We start from the raw sequence: 25995 nt of genomic DNA on the forward strand, positions 1-25995 counted from the left end.
CTTATACGCTATTGAGGTTGCCCTCAAAGACGAGGTTACCTACTTTCAACCGCGCTTGGGAGAGCTGATAATAATCGATGGCAAAGGCATACTGCAGATTCGTCGAAGCCCCAGCACCTAAAGGAAGGTCTAGGTCGATGGTGCCTTCAGGAACGAGTTCAGCACCATCTAAGCTCACCTGTAGTTCTTGAGGAGGAAGCGCTATATCGCCAGTATTGGTGACAAGCAGGTAAATAACTGAACCTGTTGCTTGCTGGTTATATCCAGTTGCTTGCAGTTCCACCTTGATATTAAGCCCTGGGTCCTCGGCGGGTTTTGTTAAGTCTGTGACAATCTTCTCGGGAATATCGACGGCACTAAATTGGGGTGCGGCTGACGTTTCCTGGGCTTGGGCCACCTGCGTCTTAATGGGCTCTTGCTGTTCCGACGCCGCGCAGGCACCAAGGCTTAATGCCAGTGCCGCAGCGATAAGCATATTCGCAGACTTTAGTATCTTCATCGTCCTCGACCCATATTGTTGGTGAACTATATTCAGGAAAATAGTAGCAATAAATGAGCCGATTAGTCACGGCTCGATCTCAGATGAGAAAAGTGCCCGCGTTGCTGTATAGTTTGTACAACTTGTTCTACACCCTTTATTGGTTGTCTGCAGCCACCATCACCGCAGGATGAACCAGCTACCTTAAGTATCCAGTTTTGGTAGGGGCACGGTCTTGATGAGCGGCTACGAGGCCGCTCTGTGCGATACCAAGAAATAAGCGATGAGTTGAGCATCTATCACCGCTGCTTTACTCGATCACAGTCTTTAACGATTAATTTAAGGAAAGCTCCCGCTACCTATGTCTTCTCAACCCACCGTGATTAAGAAATCCGGCAGTGCCTCGATACTGAGCCCACGGATCTTAGCCCCCATCGCGCTTATGCTCTTTTCGATGTTCTTCGGCGCTGGAAACCTCATTTTCCCGCCCGTTCTGGGGGCTGGCGCAGGCGCTAATTTCACACCCGCGATTATTGGTTTTCTTCTCGGTTCTGTGGCCTTGCCCATTATTACCGTCATCACCATGGGGTTATCGGGGCATGATATTCGCTCGTTGCCAGCGCGTGCCGGCAAGATCTTCGCCGTTACCTTCTCTGTTGCCGTGTACTTAGCAATTGGCGCTTTATTCGGTATTCCGCGTACCGCTGCCGTGGCTTATTCCGTGGCTATTAGCCCCATCACGGGATGGACTTCAACGAGTGCTTCCTTGTTTTTTAGCGTGCTCTTCTTTGTTATTTGTTATGCATTAGCCTTTAGGCCTGGCAATTTGGTGAATCACTTGGGTGCCATTTTGACTCCCGCTCTCTTGCTCCTCCTCACCGTGTTGATTGTGATGAGCTTTTTTAAACTCAAGAACCCCTCCCCTAGCCCACTGCCGGATTACGAAACCTCCCCGCTGGCTACCGGTTTATTTGCTGGCTATATGACTATGGATTCCGTGGCCGCCCTCGCATTCGGCATCTTGGTTATTTCCGCTGTCAAGCGCTCGACGGCTGGCACCTCAATTCCCGTTCATAAATCCACCACGGTAGCCGCCTTAGTTGCGGGGCTGCTCTTGGCAATTATTTATTTCGGACTGGCCTATATCGGCCTCCACTTAGAAGACAGCCAAAGCTATCCCGAAGGTGCTGCCCTATTATCTGCTGCCGCGCTGCGAGTCCTTAACTTCCAAGGCCAGGTTGTTTTCGGAGGCATTGTGGTTTTGGCGTGTATGACCACTGCTACTGGGTTGTTGGCTGCAACCAGTGAATTCTTTCAGTCTCTGGTTCCAGCGGTGCGTTATCACTACTGGTTGACGGGATTTGCCGTTATTTCCTGCGTGATTGCCACCACAGGATTGGAAACGGTATTAGCTCTTGCTGTCCCGATTATCATTTTCCTGTACCCCATTGCTATTACGGTGGTGGCCCTGACCTTCTTCGGTCATTTCCTGCCTTTACCGCTCTTTTATAGTTTCCGCTTTGCCGTGTGGACGGTGGCGGCATGGAGTTTTACCACAACCGTCATGCCTGATTTATTAAGCTCCGCTCCACTTCAGGAAGCCAATTTTGGGTGGTTGATTCCCGCTCTGGTGGCTCTAACCATTGGATTATTTCTAGATCTTTTCAATCCTGAGCGATCTCGTGCCGCCATTAAGAAGGCATACGAGAATATCCAAACCCAGTAATATTAAATAATCACTAATACTTATTCAGTGAAAGTATGAGTGCTCACAATTTTCGAAAAAGAATTGTGAAAACTAAATAAGAACCGGACATAACTTCTACCGCGTAGGCCAGTCCGGTTTCTTCCTGTCTACCCTCATGGCAATCATCTCAATACCGATGCAGAACTGCCAGTTCCGAGGCTGAAACCACGCCTGTCATTGGGGGCGTCACACCCCCGGCGAGGAGGGTCGATTCTTGATGTGGATCCCCTCCCTCAAATACCGTCTCTTTAATCTTGACTTTAGTGTCCATACGGGGGGATTTAAGTGTGTGTGAAAATTTTTTTTACACGCGCAAACCACTACTCTTGAACCATGTCCAATAACACTCGCATCGCGCTTGCTAGCATCGCGGGAGCCGGAATTTTTCTATCTGGTTGCTCTGCGGGCAGTACCGCCAGCCAAAGCGTGCACGAACAGCTCTCAGACTCCAACGCCGTAACCGTTGGAGTCTCCGCCGCCCCTGCGAGTCTTGACTTCACGACCACCGGCGGCGCGGCGATTCCTCAAGCCCTCATGGGCAATATCTATGAAGGTCTCGTTCGCATTAATCAGGAGGGGGACATTGAGCCCCTCTTAGCCCAATCCTGGGATAAGTCCCCCGATGGTACCGAATATATCTTTTATCTCCGCGAGGGTGTCACCTTCTCTAATGGTGATAGTTTTAATGCCGAAACCGCCCGCTTTTCAATCGAACGGGTCCTTGGTGATGCTTGGTCGAATGGATTAAAAAAGCAAATGGATGTCGTGGACTCAGTAGAGGTCATCGACCCCCTCACGCTCAAGGTCACTCTCAAACGTCCATCGAATACCTGGCTATGGGCCATGGGTACCCTCGTCGGCGCTATGATGAGCCCGAATGGGGTAGACAACCTCGCGGAATCACCCGTCGGTACCGGCCCCTACACCCTCGACCGGTGGTCCGTGGGCACGTCCTTAAGCTTGGATGCACGTGAAGATTATTGGGGGGATCCCCCAAAGAATTCCCGAGCGGTCTTTCGCTATTTCACCGATGCAATCGCTCTTACCAACGCGGTGCGCAGTAATAATATCGATGCCGCCATCGGCATCCAATCCCCAGAGCTGCTCGATAGTTTAAGGGCTGATAAGAATCTATCCGTTGAGGTTGGTACCACCAACGGCGAAGCTCTACTCAGCATGAATAATGCCCGGGCACCTTTTAACGATATCCGGGTACGCCAAGCGGTGATGTATGGGATCGACCGCCAAGCCGTTATCGATACCACCTGGGAGGGCTATGGCACCGATACTGGTGGCACTCCTGTCGCTCCCACCGATCCGTGGTACACCGGCACCTCCAGCTATCACTATGACCTGGAAAAAGCCCAGGCGCTCATGAAAGAGGCCAACGCTCAAGGCACTCCGATTACGATCTCGGTCCCCTCTTTGCCCTACGCCCAAGCTGCGAGCGAATTACTCTACTCTCAACTGACCGATATTGGCTTTAAGGTCACCATCGAATCCACCGAGTTTCCAGCGGTGTGGTTAGCGAAAGTTTATAAGGCTAAAGATTATGATATGTCGCTCATTGCGCATGTTGAACCGCGCGATATCCCCAATATCTTCGGCAATCCCGACTATTACTTAGGCTATAACGACAAGAAGGTTCAAAATCTCCTCGAGGCCGCAGACCAAGCGCCCGCGACTGAGTACCCATCGATGATGAAAGACGTCGTCGCCGAAATCATGGCGCAGGCCCCAGCAGATACTCTTTATAATTTGCCGCTCGTGGTGGTGACTCGCCAAGGAGTGTGCGGTATCCCAATTAATTCGGTGGCAGATGGACTCCTGCTTGCCGATATTTCCACCCAAGGAGACCAAGCATGCGAATAGTTAACGCTCTGATCCGCTATGCGCTCACACTATTTATCGCCAGCGTGGTTATCTTCATCGCCTTGCGTATTATCCCTGGTAATCCGGCTGAGATCGCCCTGGGTGTCACCGCCACGGCGGAATCGGTAGCTGATCTAGAGGCGAAGATGGGTATTGATCAACCCATGTGGATCCAATATGCCCAATGGATTGGGGGGCTTTTACGAGGAGATCTGGGGATCTCGCTCACCTCGGGCACCGATATTTCTACCCAGGTATTTGATCGCCTTCAGGTCAGCATGATCTTAGTTATCTGCGCGATGGTTGTGTCCCTGTGTATCGCGATCCCACTAGGTATGTGGGCTAGCTACCGCGCCCACAATCTCGACGGAGTGATCATTACCGCTCTAAGCCAAGTGGGTATTGCGGTCCCCTCTTTTCTCGCTGCGATCCTCTTAGTGGCCACCTTCGCCATCCGGCTTGATTGGGTCCCAGCCAATGGCTGGGAGGTGCCTAATCAGGATTTTGGGGGATTCCTTTCGCATCTCATCCTTCCCGTTATTTCCCTGGGCCTTGTTCAAGGCGCCATTATGACCCGCTATATTCGAGGCGCCATTTTGGAGGTTATGAACGAGAATTTCATGCGCACCGCGAGAGCTAAGGGCTTAAGCCCCGCGCAGGCATTGCGAGCTCACGGCCTACGCAATGCAGCCTTGCCCGTGATAACGGTCTTGGGTTTGCAACTTACCTCGCTTCTTATCGGCGCGGTGGTCATCGAGAAGGTTTTCGTGATCCCAGGTTTGGGTTCCTTACTCCTCACCGCTGTGACTAACCGCGATCTTCCTACGGTTCAAACAATTGTGATGATCTTGGTGATCTTCGCGGTTGTGGTTAATGCCCTTGTTGATGTCACCTATGCCCTGGTTGACCCCCGCACCCGAAGGAGTGTCTAAATGTTGCGGAAACTTCCCCCCACCGCCATGATCGGTGGAGCCATTATCGGTTGCGTGGTCATTCTTGCTCTCATCTCACTGGTGTGGACTCCCTACGATCCCTTACAAGCTCATCCCAGTGCACGGCTACAATCAAGCTCTTTTGCCCACATCATGGGCACCGATCGCTTCGGGCGGGATGTCTTTTCCCAGATCATGGTAGGCGCACGTATCACTTTGCTGGTGGGTGTCGTTGCGGTAGCAGTGGCCCTATTATGTGGTGTGCCCTTGGGGATCTGGGCTGCGATGCGCCGAGGCCTGGCGGAAACCATCATCATGCGCGCCTCAGATCTCCTACTGGCCTTCCCCGGCCTGCTGCTCACAATCATTGCCACTGCAATCTTTGGTGCCACCACAATCACTGCTATGGTCGCCATTGGTATCGCCTCAATCCCTGCCTTCGCTCGCGTATCCCGGGCGGCGGCGCTATCGGTAATGGGGCGCGAATATGTGGCAGCAGCGCGAACTGCACAGAAGTCCAACATATATATTGCCTACCGCCATGTGCTGCCCAATATCTTGGGTGTGATTATCGTTCAAGCCTCCGTCTCCTTTGCGCTAGCCATCTTGGCGGAGGCAGGACTGAGCTTCCTCGGTTTAGGCACTCCTCCCCCTGATCCTAGTTGGGGAAGAATGTTGCAGACTGCACAGTCCTCGCTGGCAACCGCTCCTAGTCTTGCCCTGTGGCCGGGGCTATCCATCGCGTTGACGGTGCTCGGGTTCAACCTCTTAGGCGACGGCCTCCGCGATGTTATAGATCCCCGTTTTAATAGAAAGGCGGCTCTGTAATGCTAAAAGTCGAAGAATTGAGAACCCATGGCGTCATCGACGCCATCAGCTTCGAAATTGGCAGGGGCGAACGCGTTGGTTTGATCGGAGAATCAGGCTCCGGTAAAACACTCACTGCTTTAAGCATTATGCGTCTGATCGATTCAACTGGCGCCATCAGCCTGGATGGAACCCGGCTCGATCAGCTCTCGGAGCAGGCTTTGTGCGGGTTACGGGGGAAGAAAGTCGCCATGATTTTCCAGGAACCCATGACGGCGCTTAATCCTCTGATGACTATTCGGGCGCAAGTCTCCGAAGCGGTGCGGATCCACAAAAAGGTTTCGCGCACCAACGCCGACCGCAAGGCAGCGGCGCTCTTAGCCAAAGTAGAACTAGATAGTGAATTACTAGGACGTTATCCGCACGAGCTCTCCGGCGGTCAGCGTCAGCGTGTTCTTATTGCCATGGCGCTTGCGCACGATCCAGAGCTACTGATCTGCGATGAGCCGACCACAGCATTGGACGTCACCAGCCAGCGGGCGATTATTGAGCTCATTATGAAGCTGGTGCGTGAACGTGGCACCTCACTGCTCTTTATCACCCACGACCTCGGGTTGGTGGCCTCGACCTGCGAGCGCATCCTCGTCATGAACAAGGGGACAATTGTGGAGACAGGCACCACCGATCAGGTGCTACGCCAGCCACAGCATCCCTATACTCAGATGCTGGTCTCAGCGTCTATCCTCCCGCAGGCTCGCAAACCTAAAGTATCCGATGAGATCGTGGCTGATATGCGCGGTGTGTCAAAGCGCTTTGGACGCCATAGCCTTGCGGTCGACGATATTGATTTCACGGTTTACCGTGGGCAGCGTTTAGGTATTGTTGGTGGTTCTGGTTCTGGGAAGACAACCACACTCAAACTGTTGGCTGGATTAGAAAAGCCAACGTCCGGGGCTCTGTCCACCACGGGTTGCATACAGATGGTCTTTCAGGATCCCATGGGCTCCCTTAATCCGCGAATGAAGATACGCGATATCATTTCCGAGACTCTTCCTCGTCGAGATGATGCCCGAATACGAGAAGTTCTTCACGAGGTGGGTCTTGATCCCGAGATGATGGATCGCTATCCGCACGAATTCTCGGGCGGCCAGCGGCAACGTTTGTCATTAGCCCGCGCCCTGGCTCCTCGTCCTGATATCCTGCTTGCCGACGAACCCGTCTCCGCGCTCGATGTTAGCGTTCGCAAGAAAGTCCTCGAGCTGCTCGATTCTTTGGTTGATCAATTAGGACTCACCCTGATTTTTGTATCCCATGATATCCACGTGGTGCGAAGCGTGTGCACCGATGTCCTGGTGATGAATAAAGGCCATATTGTGGAGTCGGGTCCCGTGTCAGACGTACTGAGTACTCCCCAGAGCGCCTATACGCAGGCGCTCATTGACGCGGTCCCCGACCTCATCCGCCACGCTTAAATCACTAAAGGCCACGATTTTCCATCGTGGCCTTTATCTTATGCTTTCATTTTATGGGTGGGTTATATCTCGACGGCGGCATAATGCCACAAAGAAGGCGCCGGAAATATTGTGCCATACTGCCGCCACCGCGCCGGGTAGGGCAGCTTCGGGGCTGAAGAATTGCGCGGACATACCAGAGCTGAGACCGGCAGATTGGGTGGCAACCTCGGTAGCGACAGTGCGGCGCTGTGCTCTCGATAGTCCCGTGATTCGGCCGGTGAGGTATCCCAGTAGATAACCCAAAGCGTTATGAATGAGAACGCTGAGGAAAACAATCAAACCAACCGTAGCTAAATTATCAGCGTTTTTTCCCACCACCCCGAAGACCACCGTCCCGATGAGGAAGATAGAGATCCACGGCAAAAATCCCACGATACGCGCCACTAGATGGGGAGCAATTCGATTAATAACCAAACCCAATACCACTGGAATAAGCACCGTTTGCACCAAGGCCCACGCCATCCCGGTGGCATTGACCCCAGTATGAGCATTGGCAAGCAAGAGCATAATCAGCGGGGTCATGATCGGCGAAATAAGAGTGGACACCGAGGTCATTGCCACTGATAGCGCGACATCGCCGCGAGCAAGGAAGGCAATGACATTGGAAGAGGTTCCGCCAGGTACGGATCCAAGCATGAGCAGCCCGACGGCCAGGGCGGGGTCAAGGTTAAGGGCGCGTCCAACCGCTAAAGCCAAAAGAGGCATTATGACAAATTGCGCGATAACCCCGATGATAATCGGTAGTGGTCTGAGCATGACCTGTTTGAAATCGGGAATGCTCAGGGTGAGACCCATGGCGAACATAATCACCATGAGAAAATAGTTTATATATCCGGTAATCGGGACGAAAGGGGCTGGAAAAATGAGAGCCACAATGGAGCCGAGAACAATAAAGGCCGGAAATATCAGAACAATCGCCTGTGCGCGGCGGGCTTCGGGTGCAGCCAAAACCATAATCCTTCTCTAATTAACTGATGGGAATCGGCACTTTTTGGCTATGGGTGGGCTGCAGCGCTCAATATATAATGCTCACCGCGGCGCGGATGGGCGCGGTGAGGTCGATAGTATGAGAAATTGGACTTCTTTTCAAACGAGACCTTATATTTCTAATGATCGAGCAATTTGCGGTGCAGAATTTCGAGAATTTTTGCTCCGTCTTCACGCAGACCATCGTGCTGGTAATAATTCGTCATATGCATCCTCATATCTCCTAAGGTATGTGCTGTAGCTAGGGATAATTCAAAAGGGACGAAGATGTCATCCACGTACACAGCTGCGGCCATGCGCGATGCACCGGCAAGGATCTCGGGGTTATAGGGAGAATGCGTAAATTCGTGGTGGGCCAGTTTCTCCGCGGCCTCCTTAAAGGGCTGTAAAGCTGGATCCTCATCAAATTGCCACGGATAGATATGCTCGCCCGTCAGATAGTAATTCTCTGCTGTAATGGGGTCGAGATCCTCGGCGAAACCGTCTATAAGATTCCGCATTCGCTCCGCTGACCATTTCGTGGCTCCTAATCCGCCGACTCCGGCATAAATGGACTCGTGAATAGCTCCATAGAGCGGACCCTGTTCGAAACTTACCTGTGCAGAGATCCGATCGAGGACATCGCGGCGGAGCCGCTTCTCTCCTCTAACTATGTGGAAGGGTTCTTCCAGCAGCCACGCCAGATCCATAAAACCGCTCCCGCGGCCTAGGTTTATCCCAATAGTTCGAAAGCGACGCGAACTCAAGCGTTCCCCGGTGGGCAAGATCTCCTCGGAGTTATCAAGGTGATAAGCGATCTCTCGAATCCGGCTCTCAGCCCAAGGGATATGCCGGTAGAATTCCTTATGCCGCTGCGCTAGCTTGCGGTAGGTATGGGTATAAACTTCATCAGCGCAGTGGTGGATTGCTGGAATTCCACCAGTGAGGTAGGCCTTGTCAATGACCTCGGGGTGCAGGGAATAATAGCTATGTATACAAAAACCACCGTAGCTCTGCCCCATGACACTCCACTGATCAATGCCAAGATATTCTCGGAGCGCCTCAGCATCAGCGATAATATTTTCTTGCCGCAACAATACGAGACGCTCGAAGGTTCGATCGCGGGGATCACTAGCAGCGTCGATCCGATGCGAATACCCGGTGCCGCGTTGATCCAGCAGGATTAGGCGATAGTGTTTCAACATAAAGCTCAGCCAACCCGACGCTGATACCGGCCGCGGCGCAGGAAAACCTGGTCCACCTTGGAAATACACCATAGCGGGAAGATTTTCATCGGCGTAGATCTCACGAGCAAAAAGAGTGAAAGTATCAGAATCTTTGTCGCTAGGATCCCACGGTACCTCGAGTCGGTGGTCAATGATGGTATGACCAAAATACCGCATGGGTTGGGTGCTTGTTGCGTTCATGCCGTCAATTGTAGGCAGGGTTTTAGGCAGCGTACAGCGAGCACACCACCCTCTAGCGATTACACTTTATTCATGATGTCTATTTCAATTCCCGAGCACCCTATGAGTCCAGACGATATTCACACCCGCTATATGGCTCTGAAAAAGGAGATCAGCGCCGCCGCGTCTGATTACGGTCGCAGCGATGGCCCCGATATCCAACTTTTGGCCGTCTCAAAAACCTTCGATATTGAGATAATTAAACTCGCCGTTGCAGCGGGCATCAAGGAATTTGGGGAGAATCGTCCCTTAGAGATGGCATCCAAAGCCCAAGCACTCCCGGGTTTGCAGTGGAATATTATCGGCCCTGTCCAGCGCAATAAAGCGCGCGAGGTTGCCCAGTATGCCACCAGGCTGCATTCACTCGATTCTGTGCGCTTAGCCCAGGCTTTAAATAAACGCCTTCTGCACTTCGATCGGCATCTCGACGTACTCATTCAGGTCAATACTTCGGGCGAGGAATCTAAAAGTGGAATTCACCCGAGCGACGCTGAAGCGATAATGGCCGACATTGCTCCGCTCGAACGCCTGCATATTCGCGGACTGATGACAATTGCTCCTTATTCTCCGTCGGAGCAGGTTGTCCGAGGGGCTTTCGAGCGCCTGCGGCTGCTGCGTGATCGACTCCTGTGCGTTATACCCGATGGGGTTGAACTGAAGGAATTATCGATGGGGATGAGCAGTGATTTTCGCTGGGCCATTGCCGAAGGATCCACTATTGTGCGGCTAGGAACAGCCATATTTGGCCATCGGCCGACCTCAGTTTATTCCTAAAGCTGTACTCCTAGGCATACGATCTTTGGGATCATGTGCATAAGAAACAGGCCGGTTTCCGGTAACGCACATGGCCCTTATTGGCGCTATACTGTTAGCGCACTCGCGACATTAGGGCTAGGAGTGATAGCCCTGGTGCCGCTTTCCCTTTATATAAAAGCTATGTTAAAGCTACGGATAGATGAGGTCACGATGCCGGATAGCGCTGGAGCCGATGACGTATTCGGACGGCGGATGCAACGAATTTTCAACAGCCCCATCGCTGATGCGCTGATTCCGCTGGCCCTTGCAGTGGTGCAATCCACGCCCCTAATCTGGCGCAGAATTCCTGCCATTTATTCCTATATGCTCGACGAAACTCCACCTCGCCAGGATTTTGCCGCAGCCACCCTCGTAGGCATCAGCCCAGATCCTCAGCACGAGGGGGTCGAACGGTGGTCAATCGGCAGTCCGAGTATGCGGCGCGTCGTCGAGGTTCAGGTGGTACGCCCGCGTGATAGCGATAGCCCCGCTCCCACCCTCGTGCTACTTGATGGGGTATCGGCCCCCAAGGAGTCTGGTTGGCTTCGCGAAGGTCAGCTCTCGCAGTTCCTCGCCACCACTAATGCCACGGTGGTCATGCCTACCCAGGCACCTGGTTCCCTCTACGAGGACTGGGTGCACGACGATCCAGTTGTGGGCCGCCACCAATGGGAGTCTTTTATCAGCAAAGAACTGCTCCCCATTATAGAAGATCCTCTCAATGGGATTAAAGCTAACGGACACCATATTATCGGCGGATTGTCTATGGGAGCCGCTGGAGCCGTACGAATTGCGGCCCGTCATCCCGATATTTTCCACGGTGTTATTGGTCTCTCAGGCTGCTATTCCACGTCTGGGGCTCTCGGACGTGGAATGGTTCTAGCCATTGTGCGCTGCGTGGGGGCGGAACCCGATAATATTTGGGGTCATGGGATGACAAAGCGACGCTTGGCCGCAGATATTGCGGATCATCCTCACGGGCTCGGAGCACTTCCGGTTTATCTTTTTACCGCTAATGGTCGTATCACGGATGAGGATATCAGGCTGCACCGCGGCCATCCTCGCTATGAACTACCAGGTGCGGTGGTTTTGGAAAAAGCAGCCTATCGCTCGACCCGCATCCTTATCAAGCGCATGCGCGAACTGGGCCTCCCACAGCCTGAAACTGATATTGGACACAGCGGGGTGCACGCGTGGGCTTATTACGGCCCCCAGCTGTGCAAAGGGTGGAACTCGGTCTATAGCCGCGTGTCCGACAAAGAGCCGGCTAGTTCCTAGCACCGAAAGCTGCACATCCAGATCTCGCCGAGGACCTCGTAGACCACCACCAGATAACCATCATGGTAGGCAAGGTCGATATACCCGCACGGCCCTGTGTGGAATCGCAGAGGCGGTTTCTGCGAGATAGGCTGGGTGGGGTCTGAGTAGGTGTGGGGGTCGACGATCTCTAAGAAACCGTCCTGTCGCCCTGCTCCGCTGTAGGCGAAGACGAGGCCGTGAGGCGTATCGACGAAGCTGGCATTGCAGGCTGCAGCCGGGGGCGTGGAGGAAAAACCAATAGTATTCCAGCTGCGCCCATAATCGGAACTGATTGCCCTATAGCGGCCAAGCTCCCCTGTTTCATAGGCTGAGGTACGGCGCGCGGAGAGATATAACTGGCCTAAGTGAACGCCGTAGCAGGTTTCATCCATATCGTCGCCGATAACCTCTCCCGCACTCCACGTGTCACCTTTATCGTGGCTAATCAGTGCGCGATGCCACGTTCTGCCCTGGTGGTCGCGCATAACGACGGGAAGAATCCAGTGCCCCTGGTTGACTACCGCATGCCCAGAGGTCACAAAAGCCCCTGCATAATCGCCGACAACCATATCTGTGAGAGAGTGGGTTCTAAAGGTGCGTCCACAATCGTGGGAGATCGCAATTTCACTGTGCAAAACCTGGTCGCTGTCACGGCCTTGAGAGCCGAAGAATCCCACCGTATGACTGCGCGCATACACTACTGCGAGGTTAACACCATCCACAATGATGGCGGGATCAGAGAATCCCTGACGTGGATGAGTGGATCCGGAACGGAAGATCTCGTATTCAATAGGTCCATCGATAGTACCGCGACCGATAATGAGCGAATTGGGATTTGGTAAATCGCTAGGCATCGCGCCGCCAAGCCCGGTGTCGTCGTCAGCCGGCAATCTGCTATCACATAAGAGCAGCACATCACTCCCATCGAGGAATGCAATGGCTGGGATCCGAAGTTCTACGGTACGGGGATCAACGGTGCCGGCGGCACTTAGCTGTGCGGCATTCACGAGAAGGTGGGGTGGTTGGTGGGGGATCATAAATGTCGATGGTACAGATGATGGACCGGGGATCACCTTGTGATTTTACCCACTAAGTACCCCCGATTATCCCCCATCTACCGCATTAATATCACAGAGAAAATACCCCCTATCACCCCCAATAGACTCGCCGCATATACGCCCCACAATCGGGGGCTCCACACCCCCTACCCGATTAGATAAGTTCGGTAAAACCTGCTACTTTCACCCCCTTTTTCCCGATTTACCACCCCCTAAGTTCTATAAAACCAGTTTCAATAGCGGCGAAAACTGCACATTTTCGGATTATAACCCTAACTGCCCCTGAACTGCTAAAAGTCCGAGCGGGCTTATTTGTCAATAAGCCCACACATTGAATCTATGGAAATTCTTATTAGAACGGGTAGATTGGTTGAAGGTAAGGACGTTGAGGAACAGCGTGCCTGCTGAAAAGCGGCATGCCGAAAGCGGTGCACGTCGAGGTCATACTTCGACCATCCAGGGGCGCCGAGAACTTCAGGGATTATTCCTCAGCACTACAGTCGACTTAGAAAATTAATATATGCAGAAAGGTCAAAGACTACTCGTGAGCACCACTGCTTGGCAGGATTTTGCACCCGGAAATTGGCAAACAAATATTGACGTTCGCAATTTCATCCTCGAAAACTACACCCCCTACGAAGGTGACGCCTCATTCCTTGCAGGCCCCACCGAAAAAACTCTCCGCGTCTGGGATCAACTAGAAAATAACTACCTCAAAGTGGAGCGCGCGAAGCGCGTCTACGACGTTGATACCGAAACCCCCGCGGATATCGACGCCTTCAAAGCTGGCTATATCAGCGAAGACGATGACGTTATCGTCGGTCTGCAGACCGACACCCCACTCAAGCGCGCCATGATGCCTAACGGCGGATGGCGCATGGTTGAGACGGCCATTCGCGAGGCTGGGCTTGAGCCAGATGAGCGCGTCAAGGAAATCTTCACGAAATACCGCAAGACCCACAACCAGGCGGTCTTCGATATCTACACTCCTCGCATTCGCGCGGCTCGATCTTCCCATATCATTACCGGCTTACCCGATGCCTACGGTCGCGGCCGCATTATTGGTGATTACCGCCGTGTAGCCCTCTACGGTGTGGACTTCCTCATTAATGAGAAGAAGGCCGCAAAGGATTCTGTCAATGGTGCAGATTTCTCTGAGCACTGGGCACGCTACCGCGAGGAGCACCAGGAGCAAATTCGCGCCCTCGAAAAGCTCAAGACCATGGCACAGTCTTATGGTTTTGATATTTCAGGCCCCGCGACCACCGCTAAAGAAGCCGTGCAGTGGACCTACTTCGCCTACCTCGCCTCTGTGAAGAGCCAGGATGGCGCCGCTATGTCCATCGGACGCCTGTCTGCCTTCCTCGATGTCTACTTCGAGCGCGATCTCAAGAGTGGATTGATTACCGAGGCTGACGCTCAGGAAATTATCGATGCTCTGGTTATTAAACTTCGCATCGTCCGCTTCCTGCGCACCATCGATTATGATCAGATCTTCTCGGGCGACCCTTATTGGGCAACCTGGTCCGATGCTGGTTTCGCCGAAGATGGTCGCCCCATGGTCACCAAGACCTCCTTCCGTCTGCTCCAAACCTTGCGCAACCTCGGGCCAGCACCAGAGCCTAATATCACCATCTTCTGGGATCCGAACCTGCCTAACGGTTATAAGGAATTCTGCTCGGCAATCTCCATCGAGACCTCCTCAGTACAGTACGAGTCCGATAAGCAGATTCGTGATCGCTGGGGCGATGACGCAGCCATTGCCTGCTGTGTATCCCCGATGGCGGTTGGTAAGCAAATGCAGTTCTTCGGCGCTCGCGTCAACGCTGCCAAGTCCCTCCTCTACGCCATCAATGGCGGCCGTGACGAGGTGACTGGCAAGCAGATCGTTGAAGGATATGAGCCTGTTCAGGGCGATGGCCCACTCGATTTCGACGATGTGTGGAATAAGTACGAGGCCATGCTGGACTGGGTTGTTGGCACCTATGTGGAAGCCCTCAATATCATCCACTACTGCCATGACCGCTACGCTTACGAGTCCATCGAGATGGCACTGCACGACTCTGAGATCATTCGTACCATGGGCTGCGGCATTGCTGGCCTGTCCATCGTGGCAGACTCCCTAGCCGCCATTAAGTACGCCAAGGTCACTCCCGTTCGCGACGAAACAGGTCTCATCGTCGACTACGTCACCGAGGGCGACTTCCCGATCTACGGCAATGACGACGATCGCGCCGACGATATTGCGGCCACCATCGTGCACACCGTGATGAGCAAGATCAAAGAGATCCCACTCTACCGCGACGCCATTCCTACCCAGTCGGTGCTGACCATCACCTCGAATGTGGTCTACGGCAAGGCTACTGGTGCATTCCCATCCGGCCACAAGGCTGGTACCCCATTTGCACCGGGCGCTAACCCAGAGAACAGCCTCGACTCCCACGGTATGGTTGCTTCCATGCTCTCGGTGGGCAAGCTGGATTATGAGGACGCCCTTGACGGCATTTCGCTGACCAATACGATCACTCCTTCCGGCTTGGGCCGTACCAAGGAAGAGCAGGTTGCGAACTTGGTTGGCATCCTCGACGCTGGCTTTATCATGGATACTTCCTGCCCAAACGGGTAGGCCATATTCCAGACTAAAAGTCTAGAAATTGGGGCTCATCTTCGACTAAGATGGGCCCCAAGCAGGAAAAATCCTCAAATATTTGAGGTGCATATACAACTACTTAGTTTCAGAAAGGTTCTACCCAATGTCTGCAAAATCCTTCGAAGAGCGCATGGCTGATATGAAAGCTGCCCGTTCCCGCAACAATATGGGCTCTGGCCTCTACCACGCCAATATCAACGTGCTCGACCGCGCTACCCTAGAAGATGCTATGGAGCACCCAGAGAAGTACCCGAACCTAACCGTTCGTGTGTCCGGTTATGCTGTGAACTTCGTGAAGCTCACCAAGGAGCAGCAGCGCGACGTTCTCTCGCGTACCTTCCACCACAACGCTTAAATAGAGCGTAGATCTTCGGACGCGCGAAAACTGATAATTTGCAGCTTTCGCGCGTTTTCTTATACTTCTTTCGAGGACGTGAACTTTTACTATGGCTGATGGAATTAACACCACTGTAACTCTCGCCCCTGGCTCGGGCCCGCGTATTCGCGGTGTTGCCCAGGGTATCGGTGCAGGCATCGACCTCACCATCGAACGCCCCGAACTCATTGCCGCCCGTCGCACTGGCGATATCGGCCTCGTTCACTCCTGGGAGCTTGTCACCGCCGTCGACGGCCCTGGCACCCGCATGACACTCTTCCTCTCGGGTTGTCCACTACGCTGCCAATACTGTCACAACCCCGACACCATGGAGATGAAGGAAGGGACCCTCGAGAAGGTCGAGGATATTGTGCGCAAAATCAAGCGCTATTCCACCGTCTTCCGGGCCAGCGGCGGCGGGCTGACCATTTCCGGCGGCGAGCCCCTCTTCCAAATCGCCTTTACCAGGCGAGTGCTCAAAGAGGTTCATGATGCCGGCATTCACACCTGCATCGATACCTCAGGCTTCCTTGGCTCACGTCTGAGCGACGACGATCTTGAAAATATCGATCTCGTGCTCCTTGACGTTAAAAGCGGTATCCCGGAGGTCTACCATGAGGTTACAGGGCGCATTCTGCAACCCACCTTGGAATTTGGCGATCGCCTCAACGCCCTCGGTAAGAAAGTGTGGATACGATTCGTCCTTGTTCCAGGACTCACTGATTCCGAGGAGAATATCCAGGCAGTCGCCGATATTGTGAGCAAATGGAAGGACAATATCGAGCGCATTGAGGTCTTGCCCTTCCACAATATGGGTGAAGATAAGTGGAAGAGCATGGGGATGAAGTACACCCTCGAGGGGGTCAAACCTCCCACACCAGAGTCAGTGGAGAAGACTCGAGACGTCTTTAGACAACTCGGCTTCACCGTTTACTAAAAAATTTACCCGCGTGCCACACTTCTGGCATGCGGGTAAATATTTTAGGCCTTTTCTAGAACGGCAACTAAAAATTCAGAATCGGCTTCGAAAGGTCGTCCATCCCAACTCTCTAGCAGCAGTGACTCTTTAAAACCAGCTTCGCGTGCCATCTCGAGAAAGTGGGGAAAGAGCCAGCCACGGCCGATTCCAAACCCAATAACAGCGCGACCGTTCGCGCTCAACACTCGCGCGATATTCTTCAAAGCAGGCAACCTTCCCTCAGGTGGCAGGAAGCCCATCACATTGCCGGCTGAGACAATTAGATCGTAATTGTCACCCGGGAGTGGATCAACGCATAAGTCCCCGACCTCCCACCGCGCCTCGGGGTAATCCTTGCGAGCATAATCAATGAGCACGGGATCGAGATCTGTGCCTACAACATGGTGACCCTGCTGGGAGAGGTATCCACCTATCCGGCCTGTTCCGCAGCCGGCGTCGAGGATTTTCGCCCCCCTGGGCGCGAGCGCATCAATTAAACGTGCTTCACCAACGATATCGCGGCCCTCCGCTTGGAATCGATACCAGCGCTGGGCGTACTGCTCGGAGTGGTTGGGGTTATGGTCGAGAATTTCTTTCCATGTAGGCATAGCCACAGTGTATCGAGGCCTGTTGGCAATTACGAGCTGTCGAAGGCTCATGTCCTAAGCACCGAACACGACGCTCTCACTAGCAGCGGAAAGTCTTACGTAGCGACACCGCTGCGTAACAGCGCCCTCAGTATGGTCGTACTGATTCTTGTAATCTCGAGGCGTTTCGCTCCCTAGCTAGGTAGCGGGGATCCGTCACCCCATGCATCGCGGCGTAGCCCACACACAGATCCTTTTGATTAAGCTGAGCCATCCTTCCCCGCCGCAAATTTATAGGGGGACGATTAGATCCAAAGCTAATAGTCTTTCGAGCATTTTCTTAGGATCTGATTCCTGCCAGCCAGTGATTTCACCATGAGCGTTTTCGTATTCCAGGATATATTTATCGTTTTTTACGATACCGAGCAGATAGTAATCAGTTCCTCTCCGCATGTGTAATTCAATGAAATCAGAGATTCTAATCGCTGGTTCTATGGGCATGTGGAAGGTTATAAGCGCGTCGAACAGCTCGTGGACCCACGTCCTTAAGGGCTCGGGGGCGCCTTGTACTGCCATATATCGGCGGGCATGCAGGGCTTGACTGCGCTGGTGGTCGCTGAGGGCGAGCGTAGGATCAATGGCTCCGTGCTGAGTAAGAGCGGTCCGAATCTGGTCAATCTCTTCATACTCTTCTTGGCTATCTATTTCGTTGACAAATATCGCCTGGAATACATAGCTGCCAGTACGGCTTATCGTTACGCTAATCTCGTTGAGGTTAAAGGCCCAGTGAAATTCTGGGCATGGGGTGCCGGCTACTAATATTTCACCGAGTTCGCAGTCTTTGACCCCCACCCACTGGCGCAGTGCGTCCATGAGGGCTGCGGTCGCTCTTTCCTGTGCTTGATTGAATCTACTCATCATTCTCCTTCACCCGCCCCATGATCTAAACCACAGTTTATATGGCACTGTTCGTTTAACCACAAGGGGTCGCTATTCCTAGGACTTTTCGCTGCGCACACGGCTAAAATTCTCCCTACACTACTTCGATTTGCACACTCCCAAGGAGATTTTTGTGACTTCCGCTGCAGGCATTACGCCGCCTATACAGCCACCTATTCACCCAGTGGATCAAGTCCCCGGTGCCTCGCGGCTCGCCGCTCTCGGCCTTCAGCACGTTCTGGCATTCTACGCCGGTGCGGTTATCGTGCCCCTTTTGATAGCAGGATCGCTCAATCTCGACGCTGAAACTACCATCCACCTCATTAATGCCGACCTACTGACCTGCGGCATTGCTACCCTGATTCAAGCGGTAGGCATTGGAAAGCACGTCGGTGTGCGCCTTCCTATTATTCAAGGCGTGACCACTACTGCGGTCGCCCCCATCATCGCCATCGGGATGGGAGTCACCAATGGTGAAGGTGGCCTTGAAGCCCTGCCAACGATTTACGGAGCCGTGATCGTAGCAGGGCTTTTTACATTTTTTGCCACCCCCATATTCGCTCGCTTCCTAAAATTCTTCCCCCCTGTTGTGACAGGTTCTGTCCTCCTCGTCATGGGTACTTCGCTCCTTTTTGTCTCAGCTAATGATTTCACCAATTATGCTGACGGCACCCCGGCCACCAAAGATCTCGCGTACGCAGCTGGCACGCTGCTGGTTATTATTCTCGCTCAGCGCTTCTTCAAAGGATTTCTCGGTACTCTTGCCATCCTGATCGGTTTGGTTTCGGGCACCACGGTGGCATTAATTCTAGGCGATGCCAACCTCGATAAAGTTGCCGAAGCCGCTCCTATTGGGATTACTACGCCTTTTTACTTCGGTATCCCGCAATTTAATATCGCGGCCATTATCTCGATGATTATTGTCATGATTATCACCATGGTGGAGACGACGGGCGATGTTTTTGCCACTGGTGAGATCGTGAAAAAACGAATCCGCCGAGATGATATTAAGCGCGCGCTGAGGGCAGATGGTCTTTCCACCTTCCTTGGCGGCATTATGAATTCCTTCCCTTATACTTGCTTCGCCCAAAATGTCGGGCTGGTGCGGATTACGAATGTGAAATCGCGCTGGGTTGCTGCGGCTGCTGCTGGATTTATGATCATTCTCGGCCTCCTTCCCAAGGCGGGCGCCATTGTCGCATCGATTCCTTCCCCCGTGCTCGGGGGCGCCTCACTCGCAATGTTTGCTGCAGTTGCCTGGGTGGGAATGCAAACCATCGCGAAGGCTGATCTCAACGACAATCGCAATGCCGTCATCGTGAGCACCGCTCTCGGTTTGGCCATGTTGGTGACCTTCAAACCGTCAATTGCGCTGGCTCTTCCCGAGTGGTCACGTATCTTCGTTTCCTCGGGCATGTCTATCGGCGCTATCGCAGCGATCGTGCTCAATCTCCTCTTCTTCCATATCGGGAAACCGGCGGGCTCGGATATCGCCCGAACGGGCGATAAGGGAGTATCTTTAGCCGATCTCAACGCTATGAACAAGGCAGAGTTCGTTGCGGCACTGCGGCCGCTTTTCAATCAGCAAACCTGGCCGCTGGAGCGCGCTTGGCAATCTCGCCCCTTCGCTGATATTAACGAGCTACGCAGCGCTATCCAGGTATCTGTGCTCACCGCCGGCGAAACGGACAAACTCAACCTGATTAACGATTACCCCGATATGGCGGCTCTCTTGATGGCCGATACCGTCAGCTCGCGAGAAATTTCCTCCGACCGTGGTTCTATCGGTATCGATGATCTCGATGACGTAGAAACCCAACGGATCCAAGATATCTCTCGTGCTTATAAGGAACGCTTCGGCCTTCCCTATGTGGCCTACCTTGATACTACTGACACTGTGGAATCGATCATTGAATCGGGTATTCGCCGATTGGGCAACTCCGATGAGCAAGAGCGGCGCGTTCTTCTCGCCGAAATTGTGGAAATCGCCAATGATCGTTTCGATCTCCTGCTTGCCGACGCCAACCCTGTTCGGTCGGCGTGGGATCGAAAGTTTACTGAAGTCGATTCTTAAAATACCCCGTAGCAGCCCCACCGTATCTGGTGGGGCTTTTTTCTGGCTCAATGCTTATGGCCTGGCGATGGATTTTTGTGCTTTGGCATACTCTCGTTGGCTGTGAATGGGAGCAATCTAACAGTATGAAAACCCTTGCGAATAGCTAATAATTGGTTAAGAATCTAAGAAAGGTACCGAGCACCCTCGGAACTCATGAAGAGAAAGAAGAACCATGAAGATCGCTCGAATCGAGTGGCACGGTCGCGAGCTATATGCCCGCGTTGATCAGGAATACCACGTGCTCGACGCCGACAACCTCACTGCTGCTCTAACAGCTGAAGAAACTGGCGAAAAAATCCCTACATCGGCACGCCTCCTCAGCCCCGTCACGCCATCGAAAGTGGTCGCCCTCGCATGTGCGTATCTAGCCGATGATCGGCCCTTTGATCCCGAGAAGGATCGCGCTCCGTTTATTTTCTTCAAGCCGAGCTCTGCGGTTGTGGGCACTAGGGATAATATCGAGGTCCCAGAAGTAGCACGCGGATCCATCTTCGAGTCTGAACTTGCAGTGGTGATGGCCAAGGATTGTAAGAAAGTGACCGAGGATGAGGCCCTAGAATATGTGCTGGGCTATACCATCTGCAATGATATGTCGGCACCAGCATTGATGGGGCAGGATGGCCAATGGTCGAGGGGCAAAGGCCTCGATACCTTCTGCCCAATCGGCCCGTGGATCGAAACCGAACTCGATAACCCTGATGATGCTCATATCACCGCCCACCTTACGCGCAACGGTCAGCGCCTTGACCTCGTCGATTCATCTACGCGGTATCAAATATGGTCCGCTGCGCAGGCCATTTCTTATTGTTCGGAATATATAACTTTGAAGGCGGGAGATGTGATTAGCCTGGGGTGCCCTCCAGGTCCTATCCCTGTGGAAGAAGGCGATACGGTTAGCATCACCATTGATGGAATCGGTACCCTCGAGAACCCAGTACACTTCATCTAAAGTATCCTTGCCAGATTTCTGACCCGGCAGAGCTCATACCTATCCGCTCACACCAATAAGCCTATTGGTGTGAGCTTTTTCTTGTCTCATAGCCGAAGCGCCCTTTTTAGGCGGCGGCTGATACGCCTAGGCAAGTGATCGAAGCGCGCGCGCTAAATCTTCGTAATCCTGACGAATAACTGCAACAGGACGCACGACCGTCGCGGTAGATATTTGTGCGATCTCCTTCTTTAGTGCCCGCCGCGTCCGCGCTTTAACAACCGCTCCAATCACCCCACCAAAGGCGGCTCCCATCAGGCTGAGAAGTATGCCTATAAGTATTCCTCCAAGTATCAAAAGGGTAGGATAAGGCCATCCCTCAATGGCGGGTATGAGGCTATCGCCAAGCAGCGGCGTGAGCACCCCAGGGATGAAGGCGACAGCGAGGTACCACAGCACCCCCATAAGCGCCATAAAGAGCGCTATCCATTGGATGAAGGTCAAAAGCCCCCACGCTGCCGAAGGTTGGGCGGGCAGTTTCGTGCGCGCTGCTGCTCGGTCCAACTCTTCTGGAAGTGCGTGGGCGCTGTCGTTTCCTTGCTCAATGACCGCTAAATCCCACGGGTGCGGTAATTGATCTGCCACTGCATGCGTATAGGTGCGCACCGCCTTATTGGATATCGCTTTACTTGCGGCATCAAGGGCAGGCAATGAACTGCGGTGCACATCGCTGTGATCCTGCTCCTCCCGCAATCCCAAGCGTCGCAAAGGATCGGGGCGCAGTTTTAGTACCCAAGTCAGAAGGGGTGAACCTGTGCGTAGACCTAATCGCCGTCGATACGCTGCGGCAGTAATCTCAGCGAGGCGATCGACCCCTGCTGCCTGGGCTAGGGAGCGATCAAGCTCCTTTTTAGCGTGCGCCCCTACTTGCCCATGACGGGCAGGCACCAAGCGGTTACTCAGAGCGTGAATATCTGCTACTATCCGAGCACTCTGAGCGTTTTTGCTCGCCGCTATAGTGGCGATAGCCTCGCGCAATTCGGTGATACCACTTCCCGTAAGAGTGGAGGTTGCAAGTACCGAAACATTGTCTAACCCGTCATCGTTTAAAAGCCCTGTTAGCGATGCTGTCACCTCCGGTATATCGGCGGGGGCTAATCTGTCAGCTTTATTGAGCACGGCAAGGGTGACAGCGGAATGACTCGCATGGGGCCGAATAAAATCCTGATGGATAATCCGGTCGGCATATTTCTCCGGATCGGTCACCCACACGAGCACATCAACCTGGGCTGCCAACCGGCTCGCAATTTCTCTATTACTCTGATCAACTGAATCAAAATCTGGGAGATCAAGCAGAATAAGCGGCCCAGACTTTGCGGTGAAACTACCCGTACGGGTGCGCCGGTCTTCAATACCTAACCAGTCGAGGAGTTCGCTGGCCCCCTCTGGTTGCCAGATCGCAGCTAACGGTGCCGAGGTTGTGGGGCGTCTCGGTGAGGAGGCACCCAAATCTTCTCCGACTATGGCATTAAAAAGTGATGTTTTCCCTGAGCCTGTGGCACCGAAGAATCCCACCACCGTGTGCTCAGATGACAGTTTTCTCCTCGCAGCCGCATGAACAAGCACTTTATTCATAGCGTCGCGATCCTCTGGGGAGAGATACTGAGATGTGAGCGCTGCTTCGAGGGCATGAAGACGGTGCTGAAGCTTAGACATATTTAACCTCTGCGAGGGCTTGACGAGCTGAGCTTCTCAGCGCTTCAGCTGGGGTACCTACAATGAGCTGCTCAGTCACCGGTTGGTAGCGAGCCCGCTCATCAGCCATAAGGATTGCGACGCGTTCATCGAGATCCTGGCGCGCGCGTTTCGCCATGCGCCTGACGGCTTCCTCACCGAAGATCGTTTCCAGCAATTTCTGGCCCAATACCGCTGAGCCACCTGCGATAGCGATCTCACCACCAGTTAGCCCTGCCGTGGAAGCGAAAACCACAATCATAAGTGCGACGGTCACCGCATTGAGTCCGAGTGAGGCGAGGCGAGCGGTCATGCGTTTAGAGGCAGCGTTTTCCTCAATATAGCGCACCAAGTCTGCCTGCCAATCCCGCACGAGCGTTGCGGCCCGTTCGGATATCTCTTCACCGGCGCGGGCTAGATCATGTGAAGCCTGATCGCGTAGCTTGGGCGCTTGGGAGCCGAGGTAGGACCAGCATCGCCCCGCAGCCGTATCGGCGGCGTCGATAATTACCGCATGAAGGCCGGTTTCAATCTGCGTTTCCACCTCGCGCAGTGGGGTGGGTTTGCCGGTAAAAAAGGAGCCCACTCGATCCCGGGCGAGAGAAAACCAGCGATCAATCACTCGGAACGCGTCCGAGGTTCCCACAAAATCTTGCCACCGCGCCATGACTTCGGTGCGCAGCAAGTGTCCATCTGAGGTGGCGTCGATAATATGCTGACAGGCCCTCGAATAGGCATCATCGAAAGCTACAGCTAGCTGGGTTGCCTGCTCATGGCGACGATCATAGGAAACGGCCAATTCCTCGGTGGCTTGAACGAGTTGATCTAGGGCACCGGCTACTGTTCGCAGGGAGATCTCTCGACGCGCGGCGGTATCTAGTGCAAGGTCGTGGAGGTAAGTGGCAATAGATTCCACCGGTAGTAGTTCGTGCTGGACAAATGGCACCACAAATACCTCGGCGTCGAGTTTGCGCTCTTCGAGCATTCGGCGCAGATCATCGGGAACCGTGTCCGCTGCTTGTTGATCCACACGGTTGAGAATCACAACGACCTCAATATGTCGGGCAGCAGCATCGGATAAGAAATTCCACACCACTTGATCTGCGTAACGTGCCGGTGTGGTCACAAAGACCCATGAATCTGCGGCGGCCAATAACTGGGAGGCCAAGGCGCGATTGGTATCATCGATGGAATCAAAGTCGGGAGCATCGATCAACGCTAGGCCAGCTGGGATGAGATTCGATTCGACAATGCGCAGGCTCAGCGCTTGGGTATCAGGTTCCCCGTGTTCACGAGGAAGACCGGGAAGCACGCGCTGCGATCGAAAATATGGCGCATCGGCAGTATTCGTAATAAGGGTGGGTTGGCGGGTAGTTGGCCTAATAACCCCAGCGGCTGTCACGTTTTCCCCGACAATCGCGTTGACAAGAGTAGACTTGCCGGCCCCCGTTGAACCCCCCACGACTACGAGGAGTGGGGCATCAAGATCAGTGATCCTCGGGATAATATAGTCATCCAGCTGATTCTTCAATGTCTGCGCTTTAGCGGCATCAGCAGGGTATACAACGCCATCAAGGGTGTGGCGTAAGAGCTCAAGGGTCCCGTCCATGTTTTTCATTCTTGCAGGAAAATTGAAGTTTTCACAGCCCGACTCAGTATCACGCGCAGCAGCTAGACCACACACAGTAAAAAGGCGCCCACAAAAGTACCACACGGTTGGCGAGGAGAGCTTCGAAATATCTCCACTCTGCACAACAATGCCTGCGCACAAGGAATCTCAAGCCTCCAGCCAGTCATACGGATCAGTCTGTGCGCTGCGTTGCAGAAAGTACCCGTACTGCCTCAGACATAACGGCAGCCCGGTCAACGGTTCTCGCTCTGTCGCGCGAGGTGGCTGCGATCGTAGTTCACCTCGACGCATCTTCCTGGGCATTCTCTGGTGTTTATGCCCTCGGTGAAGTGATTCAATGGGTCCGGGCAAGCGAGATTATGGTGAGATACTGCAGCGATGAAATCGTGCCAAGAAAAATCAGCCCTCAAGAAACACCACGGCGAATCGAGCCGCGAAACCAGCAACCATAGACACAACAACTAACCAACCGTGAACTAAAATGAATGACACCAAGACCACAACAGCACCACCAAAGCGCCCCAGCACAATCACCGTGCCAGGGCGCTCATGGTAGGGATTGGTCGCACACTGTCATCTACTGCTGCACACCGACAGGAAAATGGAGACATGTAGAAACCTCAACAGCAGGTTTTACGCCTCAAAAGACTTCTTTTTCTAGAGCTTTTGCGCTAAATGCGAGGTTAGTTAAGGTAGTCACCATCCCAACTCCGATAAAAGACTGGAGGACTCCTACTCCCTCGTGCGAACACTAGGCTGCGGCACCCCAAATTCTTCCATCGCGTCCGCAATAGTCGGCCACTGTTCTATCTCGGCGTTTCCTTTAAGGAACCACCCCGCAATGGTTCATATATCCGCCTTAGCGCTCTTAGTTCGGCGTGTGTTGGTTGTTGCGAGTGTCTGGCGTTGGGCTTGGGCATAGTCGCCGTTGAGGTCGAACTTTAGACGTTCTGCGGTCTTTTTCCCGCCCCTGCGCCCTATGGTGGCGAGTGCTTTGCGTTCGCTGCTGGTGGCTTTCTCGCTAGCGCTGTGGGCTTTGTAGACCGAGCTTGTGCACGTGGTGACGTATCCGCGTATGCGACTGGCCATGGTTAGGCGATTTGCTGCGGGTGACATGTCTCCCGGTCGCCCGGCTGCTCCGTG

At 53.5% G+C, this 25995-nt stretch carries 22 protein-coding genes; 13 read left to right on the forward strand and 9 right to left on the reverse strand.

The genetic code is table 11. The features are described from left to right. Position 1 precedes the first annotated feature (1 nt). Positions 2 to 499, reverse strand: a complete 498-nt coding sequence (locus tag N7326_RS08315) for a hypothetical protein (protein ID WP_259289610.1) — start codon at positions 497 to 499, stop codon at positions 2 to 4. A gap of 340 nt (positions 500 to 839) precedes the next feature. Here N7326_RS08315 and brnQ point away from each other — a divergent pair, with 340 nt between their 5' ends. The 5 genes from brnQ (at position 840) to N7326_RS08340 (ending at position 7308) form a co-directional block, all read left to right on the forward strand. Next, the gene (gene brnQ / locus N7326_RS08320; protein ID WP_263088464.1) at positions 840 to 2204 is read left to right on the forward strand and encodes a branched-chain amino acid transport system II carrier protein; all 1365 of its coding nucleotides are present in this window, start codon (positions 840 to 842) and stop codon (positions 2202 to 2204) included. 354 nt (positions 2205 to 2558) lie between these two features. Further along, positions 2559 to 4097 (forward strand): ABC transporter substrate-binding protein, encoded by a 1539-nt coding sequence (locus N7326_RS08325; protein WP_263088465.1) that lies wholly within the window; start codon positions 2559 to 2561, stop codon positions 4095 to 4097. Beyond that, positions 4088 to 5029 (forward strand): ABC transporter permease, encoded by a 942-nt coding sequence (locus tag N7326_RS08330; RefSeq protein WP_259158676.1) that lies wholly within the window; start codon positions 4088 to 4090, stop codon positions 5027 to 5029. Before N7326_RS08325 ends, N7326_RS08330 begins: the two co-directional genes overlap by 10 nt. Then, a complete protein-coding gene (locus N7326_RS08335; protein ID WP_263088466.1) occupies positions 5030 to 5857 on the forward strand; it encodes an ABC transporter permease in 828 nt (275 codons plus the stop codon). Beyond that, positions 5857 to 7308, forward strand: a complete 1452-nt coding sequence (locus N7326_RS08340) for a dipeptide ABC transporter ATP-binding protein (RefSeq protein ID WP_263088467.1) — start codon at positions 5857 to 5859, stop codon at positions 7306 to 7308. The genes N7326_RS08335 and N7326_RS08340 overlap by 1 nt, the downstream gene beginning before the upstream one ends. Before the next feature lie 51 nt (positions 7309 to 7359). Here the strand turns inward: N7326_RS08340 and N7326_RS08345 are convergent, their stop codons facing one another. Together N7326_RS08345 and N7326_RS08350 are read right to left on the reverse strand one after the other, a co-directional pair. Then, positions 7360 to 8298 carry a bile acid:sodium symporter family protein gene (locus N7326_RS08345; protein ID WP_263088468.1) on the reverse strand — a complete coding sequence of 313 codons (939 nt, stop codon included), beginning with the start codon at positions 8296 to 8298 and terminating at the stop codon, positions 7360 to 7362. A 158-nt stretch (positions 8299 to 8456) separates the two neighbouring features. Further along, entirely contained in the window at positions 8457 to 9743 is a 1287-nt protein-coding gene (locus N7326_RS08350; protein ID WP_263088469.1) for an alpha/beta hydrolase, read from the reverse strand. Between the two features lie 72 nt (positions 9744 to 9815). Between N7326_RS08350 and N7326_RS08355 the strand changes: the two genes are divergently transcribed. Beyond that, the gene (locus N7326_RS08355; RefSeq protein WP_259079838.1) at positions 9816 to 10556 is read left to right on the forward strand and encodes a YggS family pyridoxal phosphate-dependent enzyme; all 741 of its coding nucleotides are present in this window, start codon (positions 9816 to 9818) and stop codon (positions 10554 to 10556) included. 162 nt (positions 10557 to 10718) lie between these two features. After that, positions 10719 to 11855 carry an alpha/beta hydrolase gene (locus N7326_RS08360; RefSeq protein WP_259079836.1) on the forward strand — a complete coding sequence of 379 codons (1137 nt, stop codon included), beginning with the start codon at positions 10719 to 10721 and terminating at the stop codon, positions 11853 to 11855. Here N7326_RS08360 and N7326_RS08365 read toward each other — a convergent pair. Beyond that, positions 11852 to 12913 (reverse strand): sialidase family protein, encoded by a 1062-nt coding sequence (locus tag N7326_RS08365; protein ID WP_263088472.1) that lies wholly within the window; start codon positions 12911 to 12913, stop codon positions 11852 to 11854. The two genes, N7326_RS08360 and N7326_RS08365, sit on opposite strands and share 4 nt — an antisense overlap. Positions 12914 to 13478: 565 nt before the next feature. On the opposite strand from N7326_RS08365, the gene N7326_RS08370 reads away from it, so the two are divergent. From N7326_RS08370 to pflA, 3 genes are all read left to right on the forward strand, one after another. Next, positions 13479 to 15560, forward strand: a complete 2082-nt coding sequence (locus N7326_RS08370; protein ID WP_259079833.1) for a pyruvate formate lyase family protein — start codon at positions 13479 to 13481, stop codon at positions 15558 to 15560. Between the two features lie 127 nt (positions 15561 to 15687). Further along, a complete protein-coding gene (gene grcA2, locus N7326_RS08375) occupies positions 15688 to 15939 on the forward strand; it encodes an autonomous glycyl radical cofactor GrcA2 (RefSeq protein ID WP_259079829.1) in 252 nt (83 codons plus the stop codon). Between the two features lie 91 nt (positions 15940 to 16030). Further along, positions 16031 to 16897 (forward strand): pyruvate formate-lyase-activating protein, encoded by an 867-nt coding sequence (gene pflA / locus N7326_RS08380; RefSeq protein WP_259079828.1) that lies wholly within the window; start codon positions 16031 to 16033, stop codon positions 16895 to 16897. Positions 16898 to 16941: 44 nt separating this feature from the next. Here pflA and N7326_RS08385 read toward each other — a convergent pair whose 3' ends face one another. Together N7326_RS08385 and N7326_RS08390 are read right to left on the reverse strand one after the other, a co-directional pair. After that, the gene (locus N7326_RS08385; protein WP_263088476.1) at positions 16942 to 17526 is read right to left on the reverse strand and encodes a class I SAM-dependent methyltransferase; all 585 of its coding nucleotides are present in this window, start codon (positions 17524 to 17526) and stop codon (positions 16942 to 16944) included. A 270-nt stretch (positions 17527 to 17796) separates the two neighbouring features. Then, complete coding sequence (locus N7326_RS08390) at positions 17797 to 18423, reverse strand: hypothetical protein (protein ID WP_259079821.1); 627 nt, start codon at positions 18421 to 18423, stop codon at positions 17797 to 17799. A gap of 154 nt (positions 18424 to 18577) precedes the next feature. On the opposite strand from N7326_RS08390, the gene N7326_RS08395 reads away from it, so the two are divergent. Continuing rightward, positions 18578 to 20518, forward strand: a complete 1941-nt coding sequence (locus N7326_RS08395; RefSeq protein ID WP_259079819.1) for a solute carrier family 23 protein — start codon at positions 18578 to 18580, stop codon at positions 20516 to 20518. Between the two features lie 214 nt (positions 20519 to 20732). Then, positions 20733 to 21509, forward strand: coding sequence for a fumarylacetoacetate hydrolase family protein (locus N7326_RS08400; protein WP_259079817.1), 777 nt, complete (start codon positions 20733 to 20735; stop codon positions 21507 to 21509). A gap of 126 nt (positions 21510 to 21635) precedes the next feature. Here the strand turns inward: N7326_RS08400 and N7326_RS08405 are convergent, their stop codons facing one another. Together N7326_RS08405 and N7326_RS08410 are read right to left on the reverse strand one after the other, a co-directional pair. Next, positions 21636 to 23204, reverse strand: coding sequence for a GTPase (locus N7326_RS08405; protein WP_259158668.1), 1569 nt, complete (start codon positions 23202 to 23204; stop codon positions 21636 to 21638). Then, a complete protein-coding gene (locus N7326_RS08410; RefSeq protein ID WP_259289614.1) occupies positions 23197 to 24831 on the reverse strand; it encodes a dynamin family protein in 1635 nt (544 codons plus the stop codon). The genes N7326_RS08405 and N7326_RS08410 overlap by 8 nt, the downstream gene beginning before the upstream one ends. Before the next feature lie 200 nt (positions 24832 to 25031). On the opposite strand from N7326_RS08410, the gene N7326_RS08415 reads away from it, so the two are divergent. Continuing rightward, positions 25032 to 25304, forward strand: a complete 273-nt coding sequence (locus N7326_RS08415) for a hypothetical protein (protein ID WP_259079808.1) — start codon at positions 25032 to 25034, stop codon at positions 25302 to 25304. Between the two features lie 394 nt (positions 25305 to 25698). On the opposite strand, the gene N7326_RS08420 is transcribed toward N7326_RS08415, so the two are convergent. Then, complete coding sequence (locus tag N7326_RS08420; protein WP_259079806.1) at positions 25699 to 25968, reverse strand: hypothetical protein; 270 nt, start codon at positions 25966 to 25968, stop codon at positions 25699 to 25701. Positions 25969 to 25995 lie beyond the last annotated feature (27 nt).

The sequence above is a fragment of the Corynebacterium sp. ES2794-CONJ1 genome, assembly GCF_025660615.1.
Taxonomy (GTDB): domain Bacteria; phylum Actinomycetota; class Actinomycetes; order Mycobacteriales; family Mycobacteriaceae; genus Corynebacterium.